General features: G+C 57.7%; 16 protein-coding genes. 3 read left to right on the forward strand and 13 right to left on the reverse strand.

Annotated elements, in window-relative coordinates; translation table 11 throughout:
* Positions 1-30: 30 nt before the first annotated feature.
* From ACXAF3_RS10350 to ACXAF3_RS10375, 6 genes are read right to left on the reverse strand one after another with little or no spacing between them, the layout of a single operon-like run.
* Positions 31-489 (reverse strand): MaoC family dehydratase, encoded by a 459-nt coding sequence (locus ACXAF3_RS10350; RefSeq protein ID WP_475112220.1) that lies wholly within the window; start codon positions 487-489, stop codon positions 31-33.
* 21 nt (positions 490-510) lie between these two features.
* Positions 511-1,293: an SDR family NAD(P)-dependent oxidoreductase gene (locus ACXAF3_RS10355; protein WP_475112221.1), complete on the reverse strand. Its 783-nt coding sequence runs from the start codon at positions 1,291-1,293 to the stop codon at positions 511-513.
* On the reverse strand, positions 1,294-2,070 hold the full coding sequence (locus ACXAF3_RS10360) for an SDR family oxidoreductase (RefSeq protein WP_475112222.1): 777 nt from the start codon (positions 2,068-2,070) through the stop codon (positions 1,294-1,296).
* Between the two features lie 27 nt (positions 2,071-2,097).
* Positions 2,098-3,156 carry a phosphotransferase gene (locus ACXAF3_RS10365; RefSeq protein WP_475112223.1) on the reverse strand — a complete coding sequence of 353 codons (1,059 nt, stop codon included), beginning with the start codon at positions 3,154-3,156 and terminating at the stop codon, positions 2,098-2,100.
* A 12-nt stretch (positions 3,157-3,168) separates the two neighbouring features.
* Complete coding sequence (locus tag ACXAF3_RS10370; protein ID WP_475112224.1) at positions 3,169-4,380, reverse strand: acyl-CoA dehydrogenase family protein; 1,212 nt, start codon at positions 4,378-4,380, stop codon at positions 3,169-3,171.
* Between the two features lie 15 nt (positions 4,381-4,395).
* Positions 4,396-5,067, reverse strand: coding sequence for a histidine phosphatase family protein (locus tag ACXAF3_RS10375; RefSeq protein ID WP_475112225.1), 672 nt, complete (start codon positions 5,065-5,067; stop codon positions 4,396-4,398).
* A gap of 103 nt (positions 5,068-5,170) precedes the next feature.
* On the opposite strand from ACXAF3_RS10375, the gene ACXAF3_RS10380 reads away from it, so the two are divergent.
* Entirely contained in the window at positions 5,171-6,061 is an 891-nt protein-coding gene (locus tag ACXAF3_RS10380) for a LysR family transcriptional regulator (RefSeq protein WP_475112226.1), read from the forward strand.
* A 241-nt stretch (positions 6,062-6,302) separates the two neighbouring features.
* Entirely contained in the window at positions 6,303-8,333 is a 2,031-nt protein-coding gene (locus tag ACXAF3_RS10385; RefSeq protein ID WP_475112227.1) for an NADPH-dependent 2,4-dienoyl-CoA reductase, read from the forward strand.
* On the opposite strand, the gene ACXAF3_RS10390 is transcribed toward ACXAF3_RS10385, so the two are convergent.
* A complete protein-coding gene (locus ACXAF3_RS10390) occupies positions 8,330-9,625 on the reverse strand; it encodes an MFS transporter (RefSeq protein WP_475112228.1) in 1,296 nt (431 codons plus the stop codon). The two genes, ACXAF3_RS10385 and ACXAF3_RS10390, sit on opposite strands and share 4 nt — an antisense overlap.
* Before the next feature lie 770 nt (positions 9,626-10,395).
* Here ACXAF3_RS10390 and ACXAF3_RS10395 point away from each other — a divergent pair.
* Positions 10,396-15,156 carry a CapA family protein gene (locus ACXAF3_RS10395; RefSeq protein WP_475112229.1) on the forward strand — a complete coding sequence of 1,587 codons (4,761 nt, stop codon included), beginning with the start codon at positions 10,396-10,398 and terminating at the stop codon, positions 15,154-15,156.
* Positions 15,157-15,548: 392 nt separating this feature from the next.
* On the opposite strand, the gene ACXAF3_RS10400 is transcribed toward ACXAF3_RS10395, so the two are convergent.
* From ACXAF3_RS10400 to ACXAF3_RS10425, 6 genes are all read right to left on the reverse strand, one after another.
* Positions 15,549-16,235 (reverse strand): aspartate/glutamate racemase family protein, encoded by a 687-nt coding sequence (locus tag ACXAF3_RS10400; RefSeq protein ID WP_475112230.1) that lies wholly within the window; start codon positions 16,233-16,235, stop codon positions 15,549-15,551.
* Positions 16,236-16,800: 565 nt separating this feature from the next.
* The gene (locus tag ACXAF3_RS10405) at positions 16,801-17,481 is read right to left on the reverse strand and encodes a TIGR02466 family protein (RefSeq protein WP_475112231.1); all 681 of its coding nucleotides are present in this window, start codon (positions 17,479-17,481) and stop codon (positions 16,801-16,803) included.
* A gap of 34 nt (positions 17,482-17,515) precedes the next feature.
* Entirely contained in the window at positions 17,516-19,513 is a 1,998-nt protein-coding gene (locus tag ACXAF3_RS10410) for an acylphosphatase (protein ID WP_475112232.1), read from the reverse strand.
* A 19-nt stretch (positions 19,514-19,532) separates the two neighbouring features.
* Entirely contained in the window at positions 19,533-20,525 is a 993-nt protein-coding gene (locus ACXAF3_RS10415; RefSeq protein WP_475112233.1) for a transglutaminase-like domain-containing protein, read from the reverse strand.
* Between the two features lie 126 nt (positions 20,526-20,651).
* Positions 20,652-22,004, reverse strand: coding sequence for an acylphosphatase (locus ACXAF3_RS10420; protein ID WP_475112234.1), 1,353 nt, complete (start codon positions 22,002-22,004; stop codon positions 20,652-20,654).
* Positions 22,005-22,133: 129 nt separating this feature from the next.
* Positions 22,134-23,483 (reverse strand): ATP-grasp domain-containing protein, encoded by a 1,350-nt coding sequence (locus tag ACXAF3_RS10425; RefSeq protein ID WP_475112235.1) that lies wholly within the window; start codon positions 23,481-23,483, stop codon positions 22,134-22,136.
* Positions 23,484-23,542 lie beyond the last annotated feature (59 nt).

A 23,542-nucleotide genomic window follows, 5' to 3' on the forward strand; every position in this document is an offset into this window, starting at 1 on the left:
TAGCCCCTGGCGCCTCCGCCGGAAATACCGTCAGACGAACTGCATAACCAGCCACTCGGCGATCAGCGCCGGTTTCTGCTCCCCCTCGATTTCCATCGTAACTTCCAGCTTCAGTTGATACTGGCCCGGCCCCTTCTCCAGAATATCCATCACCTTCGCGCGCACGCGCACCCTGCTGTTCACCTTGACCGGATTGATAAAGCGCACTCGGTCGAGGCCGTAATTCAGCGCCATCTGCACGCCCTCGATACCCACCTGCAGCTGCTCGGCAAAATGCGACAGCAGTGACAGGGTCAGGAAACCGTGCGCAACAGTCGTGCCGAAGGGGGTCAGCTTCGCGGCCTCCGGGTCCACATGGATAAACTGGCGATCCAGGGTGCACTCGGCGAAGGCGTCGATGCGATTCTGATCTATCCGCAACCAATCGCTGGGTTCTGTCTCGGAGCCGATAAAGTCCTGAATCCGGTCCCGGGGAATGATTGTTGGCATCGTCTACTCCAGATTGTCTTATCAAAAGGCCGACAACCCGCCATCCACGGCCAGCGCCTGGCCGGTGACATAGGTCATTTTGGGGGAGATCAGCATCAGCATCGCGGCGACGACCTCTCCGACATTCCCCAGGCGCTTCATCGGTGTGCCCGAGGCCAGGAAATCGTGAAAATCCCGCTTGCTGACGCCGGGAGTCTCGATCCCGGCCACCATCGGCGTCAAGGTAAAGAAGGGACAGATGGCGTTGACGCGGATATTGTACCTGGCATTTTCCACCGCCGCGGTTTTGGTCAACCCCACCACCGCGTGCTTGGCGGCGGCGTAAGAGGCGATTTTGGGCGCGCCGCCCAGGCCCGCCATGGACGAGACATTCAGAATCACACCGGCCCCGCGCCGCTTCATCGGCGGCAGCTGGTATTTCATCCCGAACAGCACGCCTTTCAGGTTGACGCGGTACTGGCGGTCCATCTCCGCCTCGCTGGTCTCTTCGATCGCCATCATCGGTGGCGCTATGCCGGCGTTATTCACCGCGATATCCAGCCGCCCCCAGCGGGATTCGGCGAGGCCCGCCAGCGCCGCGCAGTCGCGCTCCACGGAGACGTCACAGCGCTGCGCCTGCACCTCCACTCCGCCGCCGCCCAGTTCATCCGCCAGCTCCATCAGCGCCGGCGCATTGATATCGCCCAGCACCAGGCTGGCACCCCGGGCCCCGAGCGCACGGGCGAGCGCGGCACCGAGACCACTGGCGGCACCGGTAATCAGCGCGACCTGGCCGGAGAAATCGAGTATCGGATCGCAGTGCACTCAGATGCCCCCACAGGAAGTCATGCCACCGTCGGCCACGATGCATTCCCCCGTGGTATAGCTCGCCGCGTCGGAAACCAGATACAGAACGGTACCGGCCATCTCCTCCGGCTCCGCGTGGCGGTGCATCGGAATATGGTCGATAGCGGTCTGGTAAATCTCCTCGTGGCTGAACAACGCACCGGCAAACTTGGTCTTGGTCAGCCCCGGCAACAGCGCGTTGACGCGGATATTGAACGGCGCGCACTCCTTGGCGAAAGCCCTGGTCATATTCACTACCGCCGCCTTGGTGATCGAGTAAATGCCCTGGCCGACCCCGGGCTGCAGCGCATTGATCGAGGCGGTGTTGACGATGCAGCCACCGCCCTGCTCGCGCATCAGCTTGCCCGCCTCCACTGACATAAAGAAATAACCGCGAATATTCACATCCACGGTTTTCTGAAAGGCCCCCAGATCCGTATCCAGTATATGGCCGAAATAGGGGTTGGTGGCGGCGTTGTTGACCAGGATATCCAGCCGCCCGTGCCTGTTGCGGATCTCGGCGAACAGCCGCTCTATGTCCTCCATACTGCCGATATGGCACGGCAGTGCCTCGGCGGACCCACCGGCGTCGACGATGGCATCCGCCACTGCCTGACAGCCGTCAGCCTTGCGGCTGGAAACCAGCACATGGGCGCCCTGTTCCGCCAGCAGTTTGGCTATCGCCTCACCGATGCCGCGGCTGGCGCCGGTTACCAGGGCAATTTTTCCGCTCAGATCAAAAAGATTGGTCGCCATTTCTTTCTCCGATATTCTTGACGAAGGTCAGTTTCCTTTTTCGATAACATCCAGCGCCAGGCGCGCCACGGGATCCACCAGCGCGCCCAGCTTGGCCGCACTCCTGTTGGACGCATTGCCATCCCGCGCGCGCTTGGCCACGCCCTGGATAATCGCCGCCAGGCGGAAGAAGCTGAACGCCAGGTAGAAGGTCCAGTTGTCGATTTTTTCGATCCCCATGCGCTCGCAGTAACGCGCCACATACTCCGCTTCCGACGGAATACCCAGCGCGTCGATATCCAGCCCCATCAGCCCGGATATCTTGTCGCCCTGGGCCGGCAAGCGCAGCTGCATACACTGGTAGGCCAGATCGGCGAAGGGGTGTCCGAGGGTGGAGAGCTCCCAATCCAGCAGGGCCACCGCGCGCGGCCCGCCGGGATGGAAAATAATGTTGTCGAGGCGGTAGTCGCCGTGCACCAGCGCGACGCGTCCATCGTCCGGCGGCAGCGCCGCACCCAGCCAGTCGAGCAGCCGCTCCATAGCGTCGATCTTGTCGATTTCCGATGCGCGGTACTGGCTGCTCCAGCGCTCAAACTGGCGCTGGAAATAATTGCCCGGGCGGCCGTAGTCGGACAGGCCCACGGCGTCTATATCGACACTGTGCAGTGCGGCCAGCACGCGGTTCATCTCGTCGTAAATCGCCGAGCGCTCGGCCTTGTCCACTTCCGGCAGCGCGGCGTCCCAGAAGATGCGCCCCTGGCAGAACTCCATGACAAAAAAGAGTGAGCCGATCAGCGCCCGGTCCTCGCACAGGTGCAAGACGCGGGGCACCGGCACCCCGGTACCGGCCAGAGCGCGCATCACACGAAACTCGCGATCCACCGCGTGGGCGGATTTCAGCAGTTTGCCCGGCGGTTGGCGGCGCAGTACATAGGTGCCGGATGCGGCCTGTAATTTGAACGTGGGGTTGGACTGGCCACCGGGAAACTTACTGACCGCAAGCGGCCCCCTGAAGCCATCGACATGCGCGGCCAGATATTTTTCCAGTTTCTCCACCGGTAACCGCTCCACCGCATCGCGTGCGCCGGACACCATTTCTTCCGTCATTCACTGCCCCCGTTACTCTTCCGCGCCGTAGCGCGCCGCCAGGTTGCGCCCCAGCTGCATCATGTGTACCTGGTCGGGTCCGTCCGCCAGGCGGATGCTGCGCGCGTAGGCGTAGTGGTGTGCGAGATCGTAGTCCTGGCTCAGACCGGCGGCGCCGTGGATCTGTATCGCGCGGTCGATCACGCTACAGGCCATCTGCGGCGCGACTATCTTGATCATCGCGATCAGGTCCCTGGCCGCCTTGTTGCCGTAGCTGTCCATCTGCTGCGCCGCCTTCAGAGTCAGCAGACGCGCCTGTTCGATTTCGCAGGCGGACCTGGCGATATCCTCGCGCACCGAGCCCTGCTTGCTCATCGGGCGGCCGAATACGATACGTTGCTCGGCACGCTTGGCCATAGACTCCAGCGCGCGCTGCGCCTGGCCTATCAGGCGCATGCAGTGGTGGATGCGGCCCGGCCCCAGGCGCCCCTGGGCGATTTCGAAACCGCGGCCCTCCCCCAGAATCAAATTGCCCGCCGGCACGCGCACATTGTCGAAGATCACCTCCGCGTGGCCCTCGGGAGCGTCGTCGTAACCGAACACCGTCATCGGGCGCAGGATTTTGACACCCGGCGTGTCGCTCGGCACCAGGATCTGCGACTGCTGGCGGTGTCGATTCGGGTTTTCCGGATCCGTCTTGCCCATCACGATCAGGAGCTTGCAGCGCTTGTTCATCAGACCGCTGATATAGAATTTGTGGCCGTTGATGACATAGTCGCCGCCGTCGCGCACTATCGAGGTTTCGATATTGGTCGCATCCGAAGACGCGACCTTCGGCTCGGTCATCGCGAAGGCGGAGCGGATCTCGCCGGCCAGCAGCGGCTTCAGCCACTGCGCCTGCTGCTGCGGATTGCCGTACTGGGCCAGCACCTCCATATTGCCGGTGTCCGGCGCGCTGCAGTTGAAGACCTCCGAAGACCAGATCACCCGGCCCATCTCCTCCGCCAGCGGCGCGTACTCGAGATTCGTCAGCCCGGCGCCGAAGCGCGGATCCGGCATAAACAGATTCCACAGTTCCGCCTCGCGGGCCTTCGCCTTCAGCTCCGCCAGTATCGGCGGCTCGCCCCAGCGATCTTCCAGCAACTGTTCATAAAAAGTCCGCTCGGCCGGGTAGATGTGCTCGTCCATGAAGCGTCTCAGGCGCTCGAGCAGCCCTTTCACCTTGTCCGAATATTCAAAATCCATCGCGGAGTGCCCTGTTTAGCTGTAGGTTATAAATTCCTGCCGGTCTGCCGTTTCCAGGTGCGGCACATGGTTGAAGCTGTGCAGGCTGATGCTGCCGGCGCCGGTAAAGAAACGGCTCACCGCGGTGTTTTTTATCTGCATATTGAGTCTGGTCACCGCCTCCGCGTGGCCGCCCAGCACCTGGCGCACCATCATCGCGATGGCGCCGCCGGAACTGACCACCAGGGTTCTGCTGCCCTTCGGGCTGTCGCCGATCAGTCCCAGCGCCGCTTCGATGCGCTGTTCGAAGTCGCGCCAGCTCTCCGCCGGGCGGATATCGCCCCCGGCCCAGGCCAACATGGCCCGCTGCAAAAAGCGGTAGTAATCGGAGCGGCCGGCGCCCGGCGGCGGCACAGACTGCGGATCCCGCTCGCCGTAGCACTGCAGCACACTGTGGAAATCGAACTCGTTCAGCTCCGGGACTATCTGTACCCGGGCGGAGTCCAGTTCCATGCCCTCGCAGATACCCTGAGCCGTCTCCCGGTGGCGCAGCAGGCTGCCGCACAGAATGCGGTCGAAGCCCATCCCCGCGCCCCGCCAGTGCTCCCCGAGCCAGCGCGCCTGGCGCCAGCCCAGCTCGGACAACTTGTCGTAGTCGGCGGCACCGAACGAGGCCTGGCCGTGGCGCACCGTGTAGAACTCAGCCAATGGAATCCCCTCTTATCTGGATCCCTACCCTAGCCCCGGCCGTTGAATCATCAAAGTTTATTATGCGAATATCCAACCATTCACAGCATTGATGGTGGCAACCGTGCAGCTACAGCAGATGGATATGAATCTGTTCCTGGTGTTGGAGGCGATCTATAACGAGCGCAACCTGACCCGCGCCGCCGAACAACTGCATATCACCCAGCCCGCGGTCAGCAACGCCCTGGCGCGCCTGCGCCGCACGCTGGATGACCCGCTGTTCACCCGCACACCGACGGGCATGAACCCGACACCGCTGACCGAGCGCATCATGCCGCGGGTGCAGCAGGCACTGACGCTGCTCGGCCGCAGCCTGAACGAGCAGCGCCAGTTCGATCCCGCCAGCGCGCGCAAGACGCTGCGGCTGTCGATGAACGATATGGCCGAGACGCTGCTGCTGCCGCGGCTGCTGGAGCGGTTGCAGCAGCGGGCGCCGGGTATCTGTGTCGAATCCTACTATGTGCCGAGAGACCAGCTGGTCAAGGAACTGGCCGCAAACACCCTGGACTTCGGCCTCGATATCCCCCTCGCCAGCGCCACCCAACTGCAACAGCGGCGCCTGATCAACGACCGCTACCTGTGTATGCTGCGCGCCGACCACCCGCTCGCGGAGCAGACCAGTCTGACCCTGGAGCAGTACCTGCAGCTCGAGCATATTCACGTCTCCAGCCGCCGCAGCGGACCGGGGCTGGTGGATATCGCGCTGAACAAACTGGGCCGCCGGAGGAGTATCAAATTGCGCGTACAACACTACCGGGTGGCGCCCCTTGTCGTGCTGCGCACCGATCTGGCCCTGACGGTGCCGGCCAGCCTCGCCAACCAGTACGCGGCACGACTGTTCGAGCTGCCGTTCCAGATCCCGCAGATGGACTGGCACCTGCTTTGGCACAAGAACCAGCACGACGACCCGGCCAACCGGTGGTTGCGGGAGCAGTTGATGGAACTGTTCGTTTGATTTGGGACTCGGGACCTCTGTCAAGAAGGGTATTGCGAAGGCCCTGCTGCCCGGGACCATCCAGGCATTCACGGCGCCTTCGGCCCCTACATTCACCTCAGTGCCTCCCGAACAGGCCAAAGAATTCGACCGATTCGGTCACTGCCGCCCCACCCCTCCCTTGCTATTCTCGACCCCAACATTATGCAACTCTTTGCATATACCTCAGTGGTCACAAGAAGCACGAGTAGAGAGAACCGCCATGTCACAAGCCTACCCCCACCTGCTGGCCCCGCTGGACCTGGGCTTTACCACACTGAAGAACCGCGTGCTGATGGGCTCGATGCACACCAATCTGGAGGAACACCAGGGCGGCTTCACGCGGCTCGCGGCCTTCTATGCCGAGCGCGCCCGCGGCGGCGTGGGCCTGATTGTGACCGGCGGCATAGCGCCCAACGAGGAGGGCGGCGTGTTTATGGGCTCCGCCAAGATGACCACCGCGGAAGAGGCGCAGCAGCACCGGGAAGTCACCGACGCAGTGCACGCCGAAGGCGGCAAGATCTGCATGCAGATACTGCACGCCGGCCGCTACGCCTATAACCAGAACCTGGTCGCTCCCTCGGCGATACAGGCGCCGATCAACCCCTTCACGCCGCGCGAACTGACCGGCGAGGAAATCGAAGGCCAGATCGACGACTATGTGCGCTGCGCCACCCTGGCCCGCGAGGCCGGCTACGACGGCGTCGAGATCATGGGCTCGGAAGGCTATTTCATCAACCAGTTCATCGTCTCGCGCACCAACAAGCGCAGCGACGAGTGGGGCGGCAGCTTCGAAAACCGCATCCGCCTGCCGATCGAAATCGTGCGCCGCGTGCGCGAAGCGGTGGGCAAGGACTTTATCATCATCTACCGCCTGTCCATGCTCGACCTGGTCGAGGACGGCAGCAGCTTCGATGAGGTCATCGCACTGGGCAAGGCGATTGAAGAGGCCGGCGCAACCATAATCAACACCGGCATCGGCTGGCACGAAGCGCGCGTCCCCACCATCGCCACCAGCGTGCCCCGCGCCGCCTTTACCGAAATCACCGCCAGGGTGAAACAACACCTCAAGGTGCCGCTGGTGACCAGCAACCGCATCAACATGCCCCAGGTGGCGGAGGAGGTGCTGGCCAGCGGCCACGCCGACATGGTCTCCATGGCGCGCCCCTTCCTCGCCGATGCGGAGTTCGTCAACAAGGCCGCGCAGAACCGCGCGGACGAAATCAACACCTGTATCGGCTGCAACCAGGCCTGCCTGGACCACACCTTCGAACTGAAGCTGACCTCCTGCCTGGTCAACCCGCGCGCCTGCCACGAGACGGAACTGCAATACCTGCCGACGGAAAACCCGAAAAAGATCGCCGTGGTCGGCGCCGGTCCGGCCGGTCTCGCCGCCGCCACCGTCGCCGCGGAACGCGGTCACCAGGTCACCCTGTTCGAGGCCGAAGACAAAATCGGCGGCCAGTTCAATATCGCCAAGCGGATTCCCGGCAAGGCCGAGTTCGAGGAAACCCTGCGCTACTTCAAGCGCCGCCTGGAAATCACCGGCGTCGAGGTCAAACTCAACACCCGCGCCTCCGCCGAAGACCTGCAGGCATTTGACGAAGTGATTATCGCCACCGGTATCGAGCCGCGCACGCCGCCGATTCCCGGCATAGAGCACGAAAAAGTACTGAGCTACCTGGATGTGCTGAAGCACAGAAAACCGGTGGGCAAAAAGGTCGCGATTATCGGCGCCGGCGGTATCGGCTTCGATGTGGCGGAATACCTGACCCACGAGGGCGACAACAGCCGGGAACTGATCGCCAGCAGCAAGGAGGAGTTCTTCGATGAGTGGGGTGTGGATATCCGGCTCGAAAACCGCGCCGGCCTGAAACAGCCCGCGGCGGTAAGCGCGCCGCGCCAGGTGACCCTGCTGCAGCGCAAGACCAGCAAAGTGGGCGCCGGCCTCGGCAAGACCACCGGCTGGATTCACCGCACCAGCCTCAAGCATCGCAATGTGCAGATGGTCGCCGGCGCCAGCTATGAGAAGATCGACGACCGCGGCCTGCATATCCGCATCGGCGACGAACAGCAACTGCTGGAAGTGGACAATATCGTCATCTGCGCCGGCCAGGAACCGGCGCGGGCCCTGTACGACGCGCTGCGCGAGCGCGCAGTCAAGGTCCACCTGATCGGCGGCGCGGACGAGGCCGCCGAACTGGACGCCAAGCGGGCCATCGACCAGGGCTCGCGCCTGGCCGCGGAACTCTAATCCACGGCGGCAACCGGCAAGCGCCGCGCAACAAGTCGAGCGCTTGCCGGATTTATCCCCGCCTCGTCCGGCGTATCCCACTGCGGCCGGCTGAGCCGCGCGGTCAGGCGGTAGAGCGCAAACACCAGTCCGCACAGCGCGAACATCGACCAGTAGAGTGCCGGCCCGCCCCAGTACTCGATAAATACCCCTCCGATCAGCGGCGCCACAGACCAGCCCAGCGAGTAAAAGGACGAAGCGCCGAAGTAGCTGCCGCGCAGATGGTCCGGCGCCAGCCTGTCTATCTGTACGCTCATGGTCGGAAACAGAATGGCCTCCGCCAGGCTCACGACGAAGGTTGCCCCCATCCAGCCGGCAAACCAGTGCACCGGGTTGAGTGCAAACCACGCCTGCCCCGCGGCCAGAACCCCCAGGCCAATCACAATGCGCCCGTTCACATCGATCTCGCGCATCAGCTGCAGAAGCGGAAACTGCAACAACACGATAGTGGATGCGTTGACCAGGATCATGCTCGAGATCAGCTCCACCAGCCTCGGCGCCCCGGCCCTGGTCAGGTACTGCACCAGGCTCGAGTCCATATGCGCATAGATAAACAGCGTCAGCACATTGGCGATGATCACCACCAGGAAGACCCGATCGCTGCGCAATACCGCCAGCGTGCCGCGCAGCGTCACGCTGCTGTCCCGGTGCCTGTGCGCAAGCCGGCCACTCTCCGTGTGCGCGAAGCCCCACAGAAACGCCAGGCTCAACAGCAAATAACTGAGGGCGGTCAGGCCGAAGGTGGACTGCTGCGCACTCAATCCCGCCCAGACACCGACGATCGGCCCCAGCGCCGCCCCCACGTTGATCAGGAAGTAGCGGAACTGCAGGGCCAACTCGCGGCTCTGCACATCGCGGACCAGATCGCCGATCAGCGCGCTGGCCGGCGGCTCCCACACGGCGCGGCCGATGGCGCTGAGCGTCATCGCCAGAATAAACACCGGCAACGACTGCGCCAGCGCCAGAATGGCGAAGGCGAAGAAATTGATCCCGGTACCCGCGAACAGCATATTGCGGCGACCGTAACGGTCCGACAGTGCGCCCACATAGAAACCCAGCAGCGCCGCGCCGGCCGCCGAGGCGGTCAGGATCAGGCCTATCTCCGCCGCCCCCAGGTGGAATCTCTCGTAGAGCAGGATCGCCAGAAAAGGCCACACCATGAAATAGGTGCCGCGGCCGAAAAAGCTGCCGATCAGGATAATCCAGATTAAAGGCGGAAAACTGCTTAACCGCTGCCACCACTGCCGGTCCATTGCTCATAACTCCTGGTCGATGATATGTCCCAAACTGCCGGAAAATTTCGGCAAAAAAAAACCCGGAAGGGCTGCCTTCCGGGTTTTTGGGGAGGAAGGCTGAACACCTTCCATCGCCTGTCGCGTTGTTGGGTGTACTAGGTCATCGCGCTGGCTAGCGGGCGCTTGGTAGAGGCACTCGCGCGCACTACGCACAGGACGCGGGCATCCACACAGCACAGGCGTGCGACGAGCTGTCGCTGGCAGTGCAGGGCTGCGCGCATGCGCGGTGCAATTGAGAGATTCGGAGATTTCATCGGGAACTTCGCCAGACGCCACGGTTACGTTGAATACGATCGTTCCCCATGGTATCCGAGTGAATGCCGTTTGCAAGCGGAAGTTTCAACAAAACACGGGCCGCCCGCCGCAATTTCCGGGCGCGCCTCGAGTCGCGCAAACGGCGCCGCCGCCGGGCAGAAACCTTCCCCGGGTCTATACTCCAATACGGCAATAGCGACGAATAGATTGGGAGCGAAACTCCCCAGGGATGAAAGCAGTTCGACGCCTCTCCTGGCGTCACCCTCGACTCTGCGCCGCGGATACTCCCCCGAACAATCTGGTCACCCCCTGAGTGCCACCCGGTCACTTTGGCGATGGCGGTACTGTGATTGGCGGCGCGACGGCTATAACCGCTTTCGCGTCCCGGCATAAGACAAAGCCCCGATCAGCGTCGACGGCGTTACCCGAGCCGGCCCCACTCAAGCGCCACAACCTTGAAAGAACGGATAGCCATGTCACTTTCCAAATTGTTGATGCAGGCCCGCCCGGCCGTAGATCGGGCGCTGCGCGATCTGACACCGCCCTTCACCCTGTTCTTCTCCATCTCCGACGGCAAGCAGCGCGCCAAGGTGCAACACGCAACCGCGGGGGACATCACCAGCGCCTGGCAGTCCGCCGCCAAGTTGATCCAGAAAACCGCCGCGTCGGCAAAGATGGATGTCTGTTGGCTGCGAATAGACTGGGTGACGGCGGCCGAGGAGATAACCTGGCAGGACCTGAAACAGATATTGAGCGGCACCAAACGCGCCTATTTCCGCTACGGCCTGGCACTGGACCCGGACCTCAAGGTCGCCTTCCTGGAGCAGGAGCTCAACGGCAACGCCATGCTCTACGGCGGCAATAAAATCGACCACGCAGTCGTCAACGAGAAGAATTTCCGCTCCTATGTGCACCGGCGCTACGGCGCACAGCAGGAAGTCGATTTTTCCGATGGAAACACCGTGCTGGTCCTGTCCACCGAGGGTGTCTTCTGCGACGGAAAGACGCGGCCGGTGAAACTCTACGGTCCCGGCCGCAACGCGGGCCGCCGCGTGATCGAAGTACTGGACGAAAAAACCGTAACCCACCTGATAGAGACCAGCAGCCAATACCTGTGCAGCCAGGTCAAATCCAGCGGCCGCTTCTACTATGGCTGGCACGCCTGCTTCGACAGATCCATCGACACCTACAACACGCTGCGCCACGCCAGCAGCACCTACGCGATGCTGGAGGCCTGGGAGGTGACCGGAGACCGGAAACTGAAATCCGCCATCGACCGCTCACTGGCGCTGCTGACAGACAAGCTGATCAGGCGCATTTCCCTGCCCTCCGGCGAACGGCTCGCCTTTCTGGTGGAGAGCAACTCCGAGATAAAACTCGGCGGCAATGCGGTTTGCCTGCTGGCGCTGGTCAAGTTCAGCGAGCTCACGCAATCGAACCAGTACGCGGCGCTGATGGAACAACTGGCGCTGGGCATCCGGCATATGCAGGATCCGCGCAGTGGCCGATTCGCACACGTGCTGCACTACCCGGATCTCAGCGTCAAGGAAGAGTTTCGCATCGTCTATTACGACGGCGAGGCTGCCTTCGGCCTGATGCGGCTCTACGGGCTGAGCAAAGATCCCCGCTGGCTGGCCATGGTAGAAAAAGCCTTCTCCTACTTTATCGCCGCCAACCACTGGCAGGCCCACGATCACTGGCTCAGCTACTGCGTCAATGAGCTGACCATCTACCGGCCTGAAGAGAAGTACTACCAGTTCGGCATCAGGAATGTCGCCGATCACCTGGACTTTGTCGAGAACCGCATCACCACCTTCCCCACGCTGCTGGAGCTGATGATGGCGGCGGAAAAAATGGTGGCCCGACTGCGCCACGGGGAGAAATACCCTCACCTGCTGGCGCAGCTGGACCTGGAGCAGTTCTACCGGGCCCTGCACAAGCGCGCAAACTACCTGCTGAACGGCTACTTCTGGCCGGAATTCGCGATGTATTTCCGCAACCCGCAGAAAATCCTCGGCAGCTTCTTTATTCGCCACCACGCCTTCCGCGTACGCATCGACGATGTGGAGCACTACCTCTCCGGCTTCGTCGCCTATCGCAAGTACCTGCTAAGCGCCGACCGCTCCGCCGAGCCGGCGAAGCAGGTCGATCGCTCACTGCTCTCCCCACTTCCTCCCAGCGATGCGCCGGTACTCGCCTGGGGCGGCGACGTCAACCTGGCCCGTCGCCAGCACTACCGCGCGGCACAGCTGGGCGAGGAAAAGGTTCTGGGACAGATCCCCGCCCTGAACGACGCCGACCTCAGCGTAGTGAACCTGGAGTGCGTGGTGGCTACCGAGGGAGAACAGGGTACGGAAAAAGGCGAGGCGTCGCCCTACTACTACCGGGCCAGACCGGAGATGCTGCGCCTGCTCGCCGCGGCAAACATCGATGTGGTCACCACGGCCAACAACCACAGCGGCGACTATGGCCCGCAGGCGCTGCTGGAACAGCAGCGGTGGCTCGATGCGTGCGGCATAGGCCATACCGGTTCCGGCGCCAATTTCGCGGAGGCCCTGACCCCGGTGATCAGGCCCGCCGGCCCACTGAATGTAGCCATTTTTTCCCTGGACGCCACCCAGAAGCAGTTCGGCGCCGACAGCGGGCAACCGGGGTGCGCCCACCTGCCCCTGTCGAACCCGACTGTGTGGCGGACCCATCTGGAACCGAGGATCAGCGCCGCGCGGCAGAAAGCCCAGGTCGTCCTCGTCGCCGTGCACTGGGGCCCCAATCTGCAGCGCCAGCCCGGCGCGGAGGAGATCGCCGTGGGCCATGCGATTATCGACGCCGGCGCCGATGGGGTACTCGGCACCAGTGCCCACGTACTACAGGGTATCGAGATATACCGGCAGCGGCCGATCATTCACGACGCCGGGGACCTGCTGTTCGATTCGGTACGCCGCACCCTCGCAGAGAGCGGCGTTTTCCGGCTGGAGCTGAGCGCCAGGGGCGTGGAGCGGGTGACCTTTGTCCCCGTAGGTGTCGGCTTCGGTTTCAGCGTACAGCTCGGCGGATCCGAGGCCCTGATTTCGTGCCGCCGCTACGCGGAACTCTGCGCCGCACTCGGCACCGAGCTGCAGCTGCTGCAAGACGGGCGCGGCACCATTACACTGGATCCGCCGCCACGCCCGTTCTACCGCTGTCCCGCCGCCCCCAAAACCGTCTACGATCTCGCCCCACTGGCACCGCAGAAGCGCCCCGTGAAAGCGGCCTGGCAGGTGGACCAGGTGCCGGAAGACGCCCGCATCACGCAGGTGCGCATCGGCCCCCTGACCCTGTTGGGGCTGCGATTCTATCCGCGCGAGATCAAGTCGCGGCAACTGCTGTGGGTCGAATCCTTCTGGCGTGCGGACAACCCGGTCGAGGAAGATTACAGAATCGACTTCCGCGCCATTCCCACCGAGGAAACCAGCATGCCCTACTGGGGCAAGTCCATGGACCACGATCCCTGCGACTGGCAGATGCCCACCAGCCGCTGGCAGCCCGGGGTGATATACCGGGACTTTTACGGGCTGCGGCCGCCCGCATCCAAGACATTTACCAAGTGCACCCTGCAGTTATATCTGGGGCTCGTCTCCAACCAGCACCGCGTGGAGCCCATTCCCGTCGCGGGTATGCAGGCCAAGCTGGACGTACCCGGCACTTCGAATGACGCCGGCAAAAGGAAAGTGCCTGCCTACCAGACGGAGTTCCCCGCAGTGGTCCACGAGCACCATCCCGGACAGACCTGGAACGCCGAGCAGATCACCACCGTGACCGGAGGTACCTGGCTGGTACGGCCGCCCGAGGGCTGGTACGTGCGCAGCGTGGTTTCGGGAAAAGGCTTTATCGAGCAGTCCCTGGGGCCGGTAATGTTCGTCGCCCACACCAATCTGGACCGCGCCCACCACGAGCAGAGTACAAGCCCCTGGCCCCGCGGCTGGGACCTGCACGACAGGCTGCCGGGCCTCGCCGATACTATCGCCGGCGCCATAGTCGCAAGGCCCGTCGCCGGGCTGCCGCCGGATCTGCCGGTCCTGCAGGTCGACGATCCCATCCGGGCGATTATCGAGCTGGGGCTGGCCGCACGCAGCCGCTTCGACGGCGATGTGATCGCGATTACCGGCACCGCCGGCAAATCCACCACGCTGAAAATGCTCGGGCAGATGCTCGGCGGCCGGGAAAGGGCACTGACCAGCCTCGGCAATTACAACTCCCGCGTCGGCGCCCCGTCCATGCTCGCGAGTCTGAGCCGGGATCACGAGGCAGCCGTTATCGAAGTCGCACAGAGCGCCCTGTGGATGAAACGCGGCCCGATCACGCGCAGGATCAAACCAACCATTGCGCTGATTACCGAGATCGGCGTATCTCAAACCACCAAGCGCGTGAAAACGGTGCAGGATACGGCGAAGTGGAAGTCGCGTATCTTCGACGGCCTGACCGGACCGGCGGTGGCCATCATCGGCGAACATCTTCAGTGTTTCGACTATCTGCTCAACCGGGCGAATAAACATGCCAAACGGGTCATCGTCTTCGGCACCAGCGACGAAGCGGAAGTGCGGATAGTCGATATCCGCGGCGACGAGGACGGCAGCTGGGTCAGCCTGCGCACACCGCAACAGCAGCTGGAGTTCCGCGTCCCGGCCCCCAGTATCGGAATGGTGTACAACGCAGTGGCAGCCATCTGCGCCGTCTACGCCATGGGACGCGACCTAGCCACCGCTGCCGAGACACTGAACCAGCTGGAATTGGACGACGGGCATCTGCGCCGCAGAAAACTCGACCTGGGCGAGCGTTCGCTGAGCGTTATCGACGACAGCTGGAATGCGACTATCAGCTCCATGCTGAACGCCTTTTCTGTTTTCGCGCAGACGAAGGTCGAAAGCGGTGGACGCAAGGTTGCCGTGCTCGGACGCATAGTTCAGCTCGGCGAGCAGTCCCGGGCACTCCACGAGAGCCTGGCCGAGCCGCTCCTGTCCAGCGGAGTGGATTGGGTGGTGACCCATGGCGATGAGATGCAGTATCTGCGCGCCGTGCTGCCGGAAAGACTGCTGGGCCCGCACTTTTCCACGGCCCCCGAGCTGGTCAGCTACCTGGTGGAATTCGCCGGCCAGTCCGACCTGATACTCATCAAGGGATCCAGACGGGATTCAGACTTCGGATTGGTATCCAGCCTGCTGTTCGGGGAGGCGCGGAAAAGCAGCAGCTATGCCTAACCGGCCGCAGAAAAACTTTTATCATTGGCCGGATATCCCGGCCATGCATCGGCTGGTCGCAAATCAAGCACCTATGATTTGTTGTCGAGGCTTGACGGACCTGCGCCGCAAGCCCACCCTTTCGTGCCTAGGGAACCTCTGAATAATTCCGCGATACCTCTGGCTTGCGGAGCGGTTCACAATCAAGGCGCGGCTTCGCAGGAATGTCTAGACCTTTCAAGAAGTCGCAACGCAGAGCGTGGATCGCTCTGCAAGCCCCGCAGGGCGGGCCCTGAAGGCCGCATCTGCGGCGTTGCAGCTCTTGCAAAGGGCTGGCCATTCGCGGCGAGCTGCGCCTAACATCTGCAGCCTTCAGGCCCCGCAGAGACATTACGGACTTAATCAGAGGCTCCCTAGTAAATCATTGCCAACCATTCACCGAGAGCATCCACCGGATGCCACTTTCGCTGCAAACAGAAATCTGCCAGATGGCGGCGAAGCAGGTAAATCTCGGTGCAACCGGCAATCACTCCCTGCACATCGTATCCAGAGACGATGGAGGCCATCTCCGGCCACAGGCCGTCTGGCCGCTCCCCCGCTTTCAAGCGGTAGATCAGCTCATGCACCGCATCCTGATCCGGACTATTGGGAAAGCACACTTGATCCGGGCGGTCGGAAAAGGCGCGGTCGAACAGTTTCTCGCGACGACTGCCGTTGGTGCACAGCACAAGGTAGCGTCGATTGGCTTCGGTCGCAGTACGGACGATATCAAATAGATCGATCAAGACAGTCCGGTATGTATCCGGCAGCAACGGGAAAACCGAGTGAATCGTAAAACAGGCGACGAGAATCTTCTGGCAGCCGAGCCCGATCAGTAAATCAAGGTTCTGCTTGAGGGGAAAAACCAGGGTATCCTTGGTGCCGTTCTGAATTGCCGTTGTGCGGTCTGGCAGGCGCGGCTCATGTATTGCCACAACACCTGGGCGCGCCTGTTCTGGCATTAAGCAAGAGCTGCCGTTATAGATGTCCGAAACAAACTGGGCAGACGCGAGGGGACCGGCGCCACCGAGTACTCCAAATTTCGTTAAGCTGTGAGACACGATAAAATAACCCCCGAGCCTTGGGAGTGCGGCGGTGAACTCGACTCATAGAGCGCGTTACCGGCGTAGTTGCACCCGTGTTCCTTGTACATCACATGTCCACTCGACCTTCTATCGTCAGGTCTTTCGCGGGCGCTCTCCCTGCCTCATTACCCAGTTACATTTTCGGCATATCCCTGGTTTACCGGCACTGTTCCACTTTTTTGCCCGCTCCAATCCGGGAAAGAAAAGCAGCCCGCCTCAGTATAGACAGCGGGGAAAGTTGTGCACGAAAAATACAATACAGTTCTATATACTTATTAACCCGGCAATCAAATATTTCGGTCCAGCCGCTTCCGCGGCGCCTTCGGCCCTGAAATATTTGATTGTCGCCCTTGAAATGCTGGCCCAATTGCGCGGAATTGCTGGTATTTCAAGGGCTCGCGCCGGCCTACGGCCGGCGGCGCCACATCCCTGTGCCGCATTAACCCGCGCAAATTTCATTTGCCGGGTTAATAACTCAGCACCATCCCAATAACTCCCGATTGGCAGAAATTCATCCTCTGACAAGCTATAGACAATCCGTTCAGGCCTGAACTTCCAAGGAATTTTTAACGTCGCTGAGTGCACGCATCGTACCCAGGCGTCTCCGGGCCGACTTGGTTTCCAGCTTGACGTTGAAGGCAATACAGATTCTCAGAGAGCTGTCCTCCACCGGATTGACGTAATGGTGCAGCCAGTTCGGGAATAACACCATCCTGCCGTCTCTGGGCGTCACCTTGACTCTGCCGCCGAAATTACTACTCGGCAGTTCCGTTGAAATACATAGCATCCTCGGGTCCAGAAACTCGATGTTGCCACTGCTCTTGCTCTTTTCCTTTACCAGCTGCGAGTTGACATAATAGACGCCAGACCAGGTACAGGACTCGTGGTTATGGATCTTGCGGTAACTGTCTGCACGGGACACATTAGCCCAGGCGTGCGCGAGCATTTCTCCGGGATCCGGATCGTATTTTCCTTTGGTGGCGCTCAGGGTCATCTCCTTGACCGATTCCACTATCCGCTGCTTCAGTTCCCGAATCTCTTCATAGGGCCACTCCAGCAGATCCTTCCTGGAATCCCAGCTGCCGATATTCGATCGCTGCACGACCGGCATTTCTGCCTCTTTCTCGAGCAGGATTTCACTCAGCCTCTTGTTGAAACCAGTGGCGTCCGGCCAGTCCCGGACTAGTATCGGAGTACTGAAAGCAGTCTTAATAATGTGCATAAGAGATACCTAGCGATAAGTCCATTTACCGACACTAGTGGCGAATCGAAAAGGATGACATTCCGGAAACATCGCAATCTTTGACCGAAACTTCCGATACGGATGCGGTCTGAGGACCGGTTTTGCACAATTTCAACAACGATTCCACGGCCTTTGGCGCGCCTTCCATCAAGATTTCAACCTTGCCATCCGGAGTATTCCGCACCCATCCGTTGACACCCTGTAAAACGGCATTCCTCTGTACCCATTTGCGAAACCCGACACCCTGAACCCTACCCTCCACCGTTACAAAGACACATCGATTTTCCATGGTGATATTCTCCAGCTCAGGGAACAGGGAACGAACCAGGGCTCCGGCCAGATCCCTCCCCGGGCCGCTGTCCGGAAAGTGGTGCCAGGAAAGTGAAGGGTTACACAAAATACGATTCACCGACCAGGACTGCCGTTGCGGATCCAGCCCTATATCCTCAGCAATAATATCGATACCTGCCAGGAACGGACTGAAAATCGCATTGACCGAATTTATCGCTATATCAATGAATTCCGGATGTATCTCTTCGGTAATATCCCGTAGCCCCTGATTGAATCGACACCTCTCGTCTTTCAACCTCCTATATTTACCACCGTACAGTCCCGCCACAGTGGCGCTATCGACAACGGTAATACGGTACTGAAAAGACTCCTTCGACACCTCAGAATTCAGAAGACACGGTATACCATTCTGCAGAAGAACATCCGACATCCACTTCCTGTTCCGGCAAATTCGCCTAGAAATTACATTTGTTCTATCAGGAACTCCCTGTCTAAAAATTACGATTTCACCGCCGAATGATAACGTAAAAACGTCTTTAGAAATGTCATCAACCTCAATACCGTGAAAAATCGCCGCCTCCTTGATCAACTCAATCTGGCCCTTGTCTTTTTCCGATGAATTCAGACTGCCAGACTTATAGGCGCAGGCGTTTCCTGCAGGAAGCAGACAAGCTAGCCTCCGCATTACTCCGCGCTGACCATTCTGCATATGTGCTCTTTGGCCAAACACATAATCAAGCAAGGTTTCGTGCACGTTAATCGGCCTTCCATAGCCCGGGAATACAGCACCGACAATGGTGGGGTTTGAGTTAACCTCTATCACGCAGATATCTTCCCCCCCCTCCAAATCATCAACCATCAAGTCAACCCCAACCTGTGGCAGCCCGGGAAAGGCTTGCGCCGCCTGCTCTGCCACTCTAAGCACTTCGGGATTCACATGGTCAAAAATTTGCACCACATCCCCACCTGCGGACGTATTAGATACACTCCTGAGCCATACCCGCTCATTGACCGCAGGAATGTCCTCTAGTGAGCGACCTGCACGTTCAAGCAAGTCAAATCTACGCAAAAACGATTTCCTAGTATGGGGATTCAGTTTCCTGTGATTGTTCTTCCTTTCAACCAGCTGCTTTATGGTACTCACACCGTCACCAACCACATTCGCCGGCACTCTGATATACGCCGCCACCGCTCGGCCGCCAATAACAAGAACACGGAGATCGTGCCCCTCAATCGACTGCTCAACGATCACGTTATTACTGATAGACTTGGCGACATTCCACGCGCACTCAAACTCATCCCGAGAAGATATACCCGTGCTGACCCCACTTCCATGGGCACCATCTGCTGGTTTAACAGCCACTTTCGAGTCGCACTTTTCGAAGTAGCGCAGGGCATCTTCATAGCTCGTAAACACCTTTCCAGGTGGAACCGGTATCCCCCTCTTTTCCAACAGAATTTTTGTGAGATGCTTCTGCCTTGCGCAATAGCTAAATACAGAGGAATTTGCTGGAGAGTTTTGCCGAAAAGGTACACGCTTATTATCATTTATAATTTCATATACCAAACCACGATGCATTTTTACCTGCATTCCACGGCTTTTAGCAGCCTCACTCATCAAATCTATAACCACCGACTTGCTGTTTAAATATGGAGAGTCGGAAAAATCATTCTCACGCCCTGTAAGCTTCTCCAACTCTGCCGGCAACTCATCGTACATATTTAACCCACCTATTCGTTTAGTGAACCAACCACCGGACCTTCACATTTGCATGTTTTGAGGCCTTCCTAAAGTCCTTTGGCCACCGGTTTGCCCACACCCACTGAAGATTGCGATTAATCACTATTTTTTTGCTTTTTCCCACCCCAAATCCGTAACCAAACGTTGGATCCAGGGCCAGATTCGGATCCACAGGAATCCAGCCTCCGTTAAAGTACACCTCGGCGGCATGATGATTCGGTCTCCTGAACTCAGATTTTTTGGTGAAGAGAAAATCTGTTGTCATTCTCGCCGGGTAGCCCATGGCCCTTGCCAGGGCAACAAACAGAGCCGAAAATTCCGTGCAGTCTCCCTCTCCATTCTGAATCGCATACAGCGCTCCCTTTGTGCTCTGAACTTTGTAGTCGATCATTTCCTGAGGCAACATAAAGGCAGCTATTAGCTTTTGATCATCCTGTTGAAAATCACTCTGTATTTTCTGCGCTAGATTTTTTATGGAAGACGCTTCTGACTCGATAAACTTTGAGGGATTCAAATAGACCTTTTTCGGTACTGGAGTACTATGGGGACTTTCTTTTCTGTAATCATAGTCTGACAACTCCAAGTCAAAGTGGATCCTCCTTGTCGAGGACGATCTCGATGGAATATCCCACTTCAATTCGACATACTCTCCCTCACCTCGCCTGCGCTTCTTCCGTTTAAATCCTTCATCGTATTCATATCTGATAGCGATCAGTTTTTGCTGCATGTGGTCGGCAACCGGAACTGAGAACCTATGGATATAGCCACGTATATCCAGATCAGAATCATTGACAACCGTCACCTCCGCAGTCAGCGTGACCGGATGCGTCTGACCAGCAAATCCCAGAGACGCCCCCAACCAGTCGAGCATCAAAACCAAAGATGTCACCAAGACTCTTTTGACGTTATTCACATAGCGGGGAATACGACCTGTATTCGAATTGCCCTCGATTATCTGAGTACAACTTGACGTAAATCCTTTCTCGGTCATCGCCATCACCTCTCGGTGTTGATACCAGCAATCTGTTTGACTTGAATATTAAATCCCGCCATGGACACGCACCTTCTGCGTCAACCACCAATAGCAGATCCAGATCCTCAACAAACTCAATACACATTACTTGATAGTAAAGTTTCTATACCCCTCCACATCCTGCCTTTCGAAGTCTACAAATGATGGCGAGACTTCTTCTGGCCCCTTACAGCACCAGCGGAGCATTTCATTGACAGAGAATTCACTACCCTCTAGAACCACACTAACTATCCCATCATCCTCTTTCTTGCAGTACCCATTTACTCCATACATTACCGCCAACTTCTTAATCCACTTCCTGAATATAAGACCGCTGACTTTGCCACTAATCGAGGCCTTGATGTTACATAATTTTGGGGGCGGATTATCCGGAAAAACATAATCAATAAGAGCTCCAGCCACATCTATTGCGGCCCCGTATGTAGGGAAATGATGCATCGCTATATCACAATTAGCGTTCACTTCCAAAACCGCATGACTCTGCTCACAAGCGGGCTTACTTATATCTTCTGCTATTACGTCAATCCCACAAAATGCTATATCTGGTAATGCACTCCAACATCTCTCCGCTATAGAAACAAAATCCGGATGAACAATTTGAGTAATATCCTCAATATCCTCACCGAGACCGTTGCTTGCATTTGTTTGAAGCTGCACCTTATACCCCTTGGGAATTACACTATCTTTTGTCAATCCTATGCTTTCTATATACTTCGAAACGTCGCCTCGCAAAGATAATGGAAGCCTTCTTATATATGGATTTCTGGAGCGCACAAGATTTTTCTTTTCAACCAGGCCTTCCAAGGTTGACTCCCCGTCTCCAATGACAAAAGCAGGCAACCACCGTATAGCTGCGGTGAGCTTTCCGCCAATCACGAGCAGCCTGTGCTCACTCCCATCGATATGCTGCTCCAGAATCACTTTCTTTGATCCGGCCTTTTCTATAGCCTTGATGAGGTCATCAGATGAAGTTATAGATGAGGTTACGCCTCTACCCGATGATCCAGAGTTCGGTTTAACTACAGCTCTTCTGGGATTCAGCTGGTCGAACCAGCGTAAAGCCTCATCGGTATCATCATGATTTATTAACTTTCCGGCAGGAACCTGAACTCCAAATTTACTCAAGTATTCTTTTGTCTTTTGCTTGTTAACTGCAATACTGCGGGCACGCGAAGTCGTTTGAGCCGGCATATTCTTGACAAATCTGACGGCTTTGTTTTCCCCCAAAGCCATCCACACCGTTAAATTTTTCCGCTTTTCCAATATATAGAATCTAATATTTCTTACGGCGCATGCCCTCCTCAACAACACCTGATTGACATTACCTAGCCCTATGTAGTCTTCCTGATCATCCACATAGAAAGCGCCCGCCACCTTCTTAGTAACCGGAAGACTATTTAGCCCCATTCCACTTCTGACGATCTCTTCCTCAGGCATATCCTATAGCCTCTAGCAGTATCTTTAACTCTTATGCACACCTTCAAAGTTCAGTATTCTAAGCAAGATACGACATACATCCCTGCGGGAAAAAGATAAATATCTCTAAACCAACAAGCTCATAAAAAATCATTTGACAGTAAAGTTCCTATACCCTGTCACTGACTGCAACTTGAAATCTACAAATGGAGGAGAACTTTCTTCCGGCCACTTGCAACACAAAAGAACCATTTCATTAACAGAAAACTCACTCCCTTCAAAAACGGCAACTACTGTTCCATCATCAACACTTTCACAGTATCCGTTTACGCCATATAAAGTTGATTTCTTCTTAATCCAATTCCTGAATCCAACACCATGGGCCTTACAAGAAGTACTAACTTTAACGCCATGTAATTTAGACATAGGTTCGCGTGGAAATATGTAGTCAATAATCGCACCAGCCACATCAATTGCACCCCCATATGTAGGGAAATGATGCATCGCTATATCACAGTTTGAATTAATCTCTATTACCGCATAGCTTTGCTCCGAAACAGGCTTACTTATATCTTCTGCTATTAAGTCAATCCCACAAAAAGCTATATCAGGTAATGCATGCCAACAACTCTCCGCTATAGAAACAAAATCCGGGTGAACGTCCTTGGTGACATCTTCACTGTCCCCACCCACTCCGATGTTTGCAATAGTTTGAAGCTGCACCCTATAGCCTTCCGGCAGGATACTATCTTTGGTTATTCCTACTTTTCCAAGACGTTTTAGCACGCCATCATCCAAGGATAAGGGGGACTTTCTCGTATAGGGATTGCGGGAGCGCGCAAGATTTTTTATTTGAACCAGCCCCTCCAGGGTCGATTGCCCGTCTCCAATAACAAAAGCGGGCAATCTCCGTATAGCTGCAATGAATTTTCCGCCAACTACAAGTAGCCTGTGATCGCTTCCATCGATATGTTGCTCTAGAATCACCTTCCTGGACCCGGATTTATCGATGGCTTGAAGCAGGTCGGAAGAAGATGTTATAGCTGAAGTAACTCCCCTACCACCGGATCCAGAAACTGGCTTAACGACGGCTTTCTTAACTTGCAATCTACTGAACCATCGCAAAGCCTCATCTATATCCTCATAGTTTATTAGTTTTCCGTCAGGAACTTTTACGCCGCATCTTCTCAAATATTCCTTTGTCTTCTCTTTATTACTTGCGATCCTTCTCGCAGCTAAAGATGTCTGAGCCGGCATATTTTTTATAAATCTTACTATTCTATCTCTTCCGACGGCAGCCCATACGGTTCCATTTTTCCTTTTTTTTAGTATTTCAAATTTTATATTTCTCACGGCGCATGATCGCCGCAACAATACTTGATTAACATTGCCCAAACCTATGTAGCTCTCCGGATCCTCTGCATAGAAGATGGCTGCCGCATTTTTGTTCAGATGGAGATTGTTGAACCCCTTTTTTTCCTTGGTAACTTCTTCAGACATTTTCTATCGCCTTTTCGGTTAAAGCAGAAAGATAGGGGCTCGCGGAAGACACATATTTT

The organism is Microbulbifer sp. ABF4_143 (assembly GCF_056160225.1).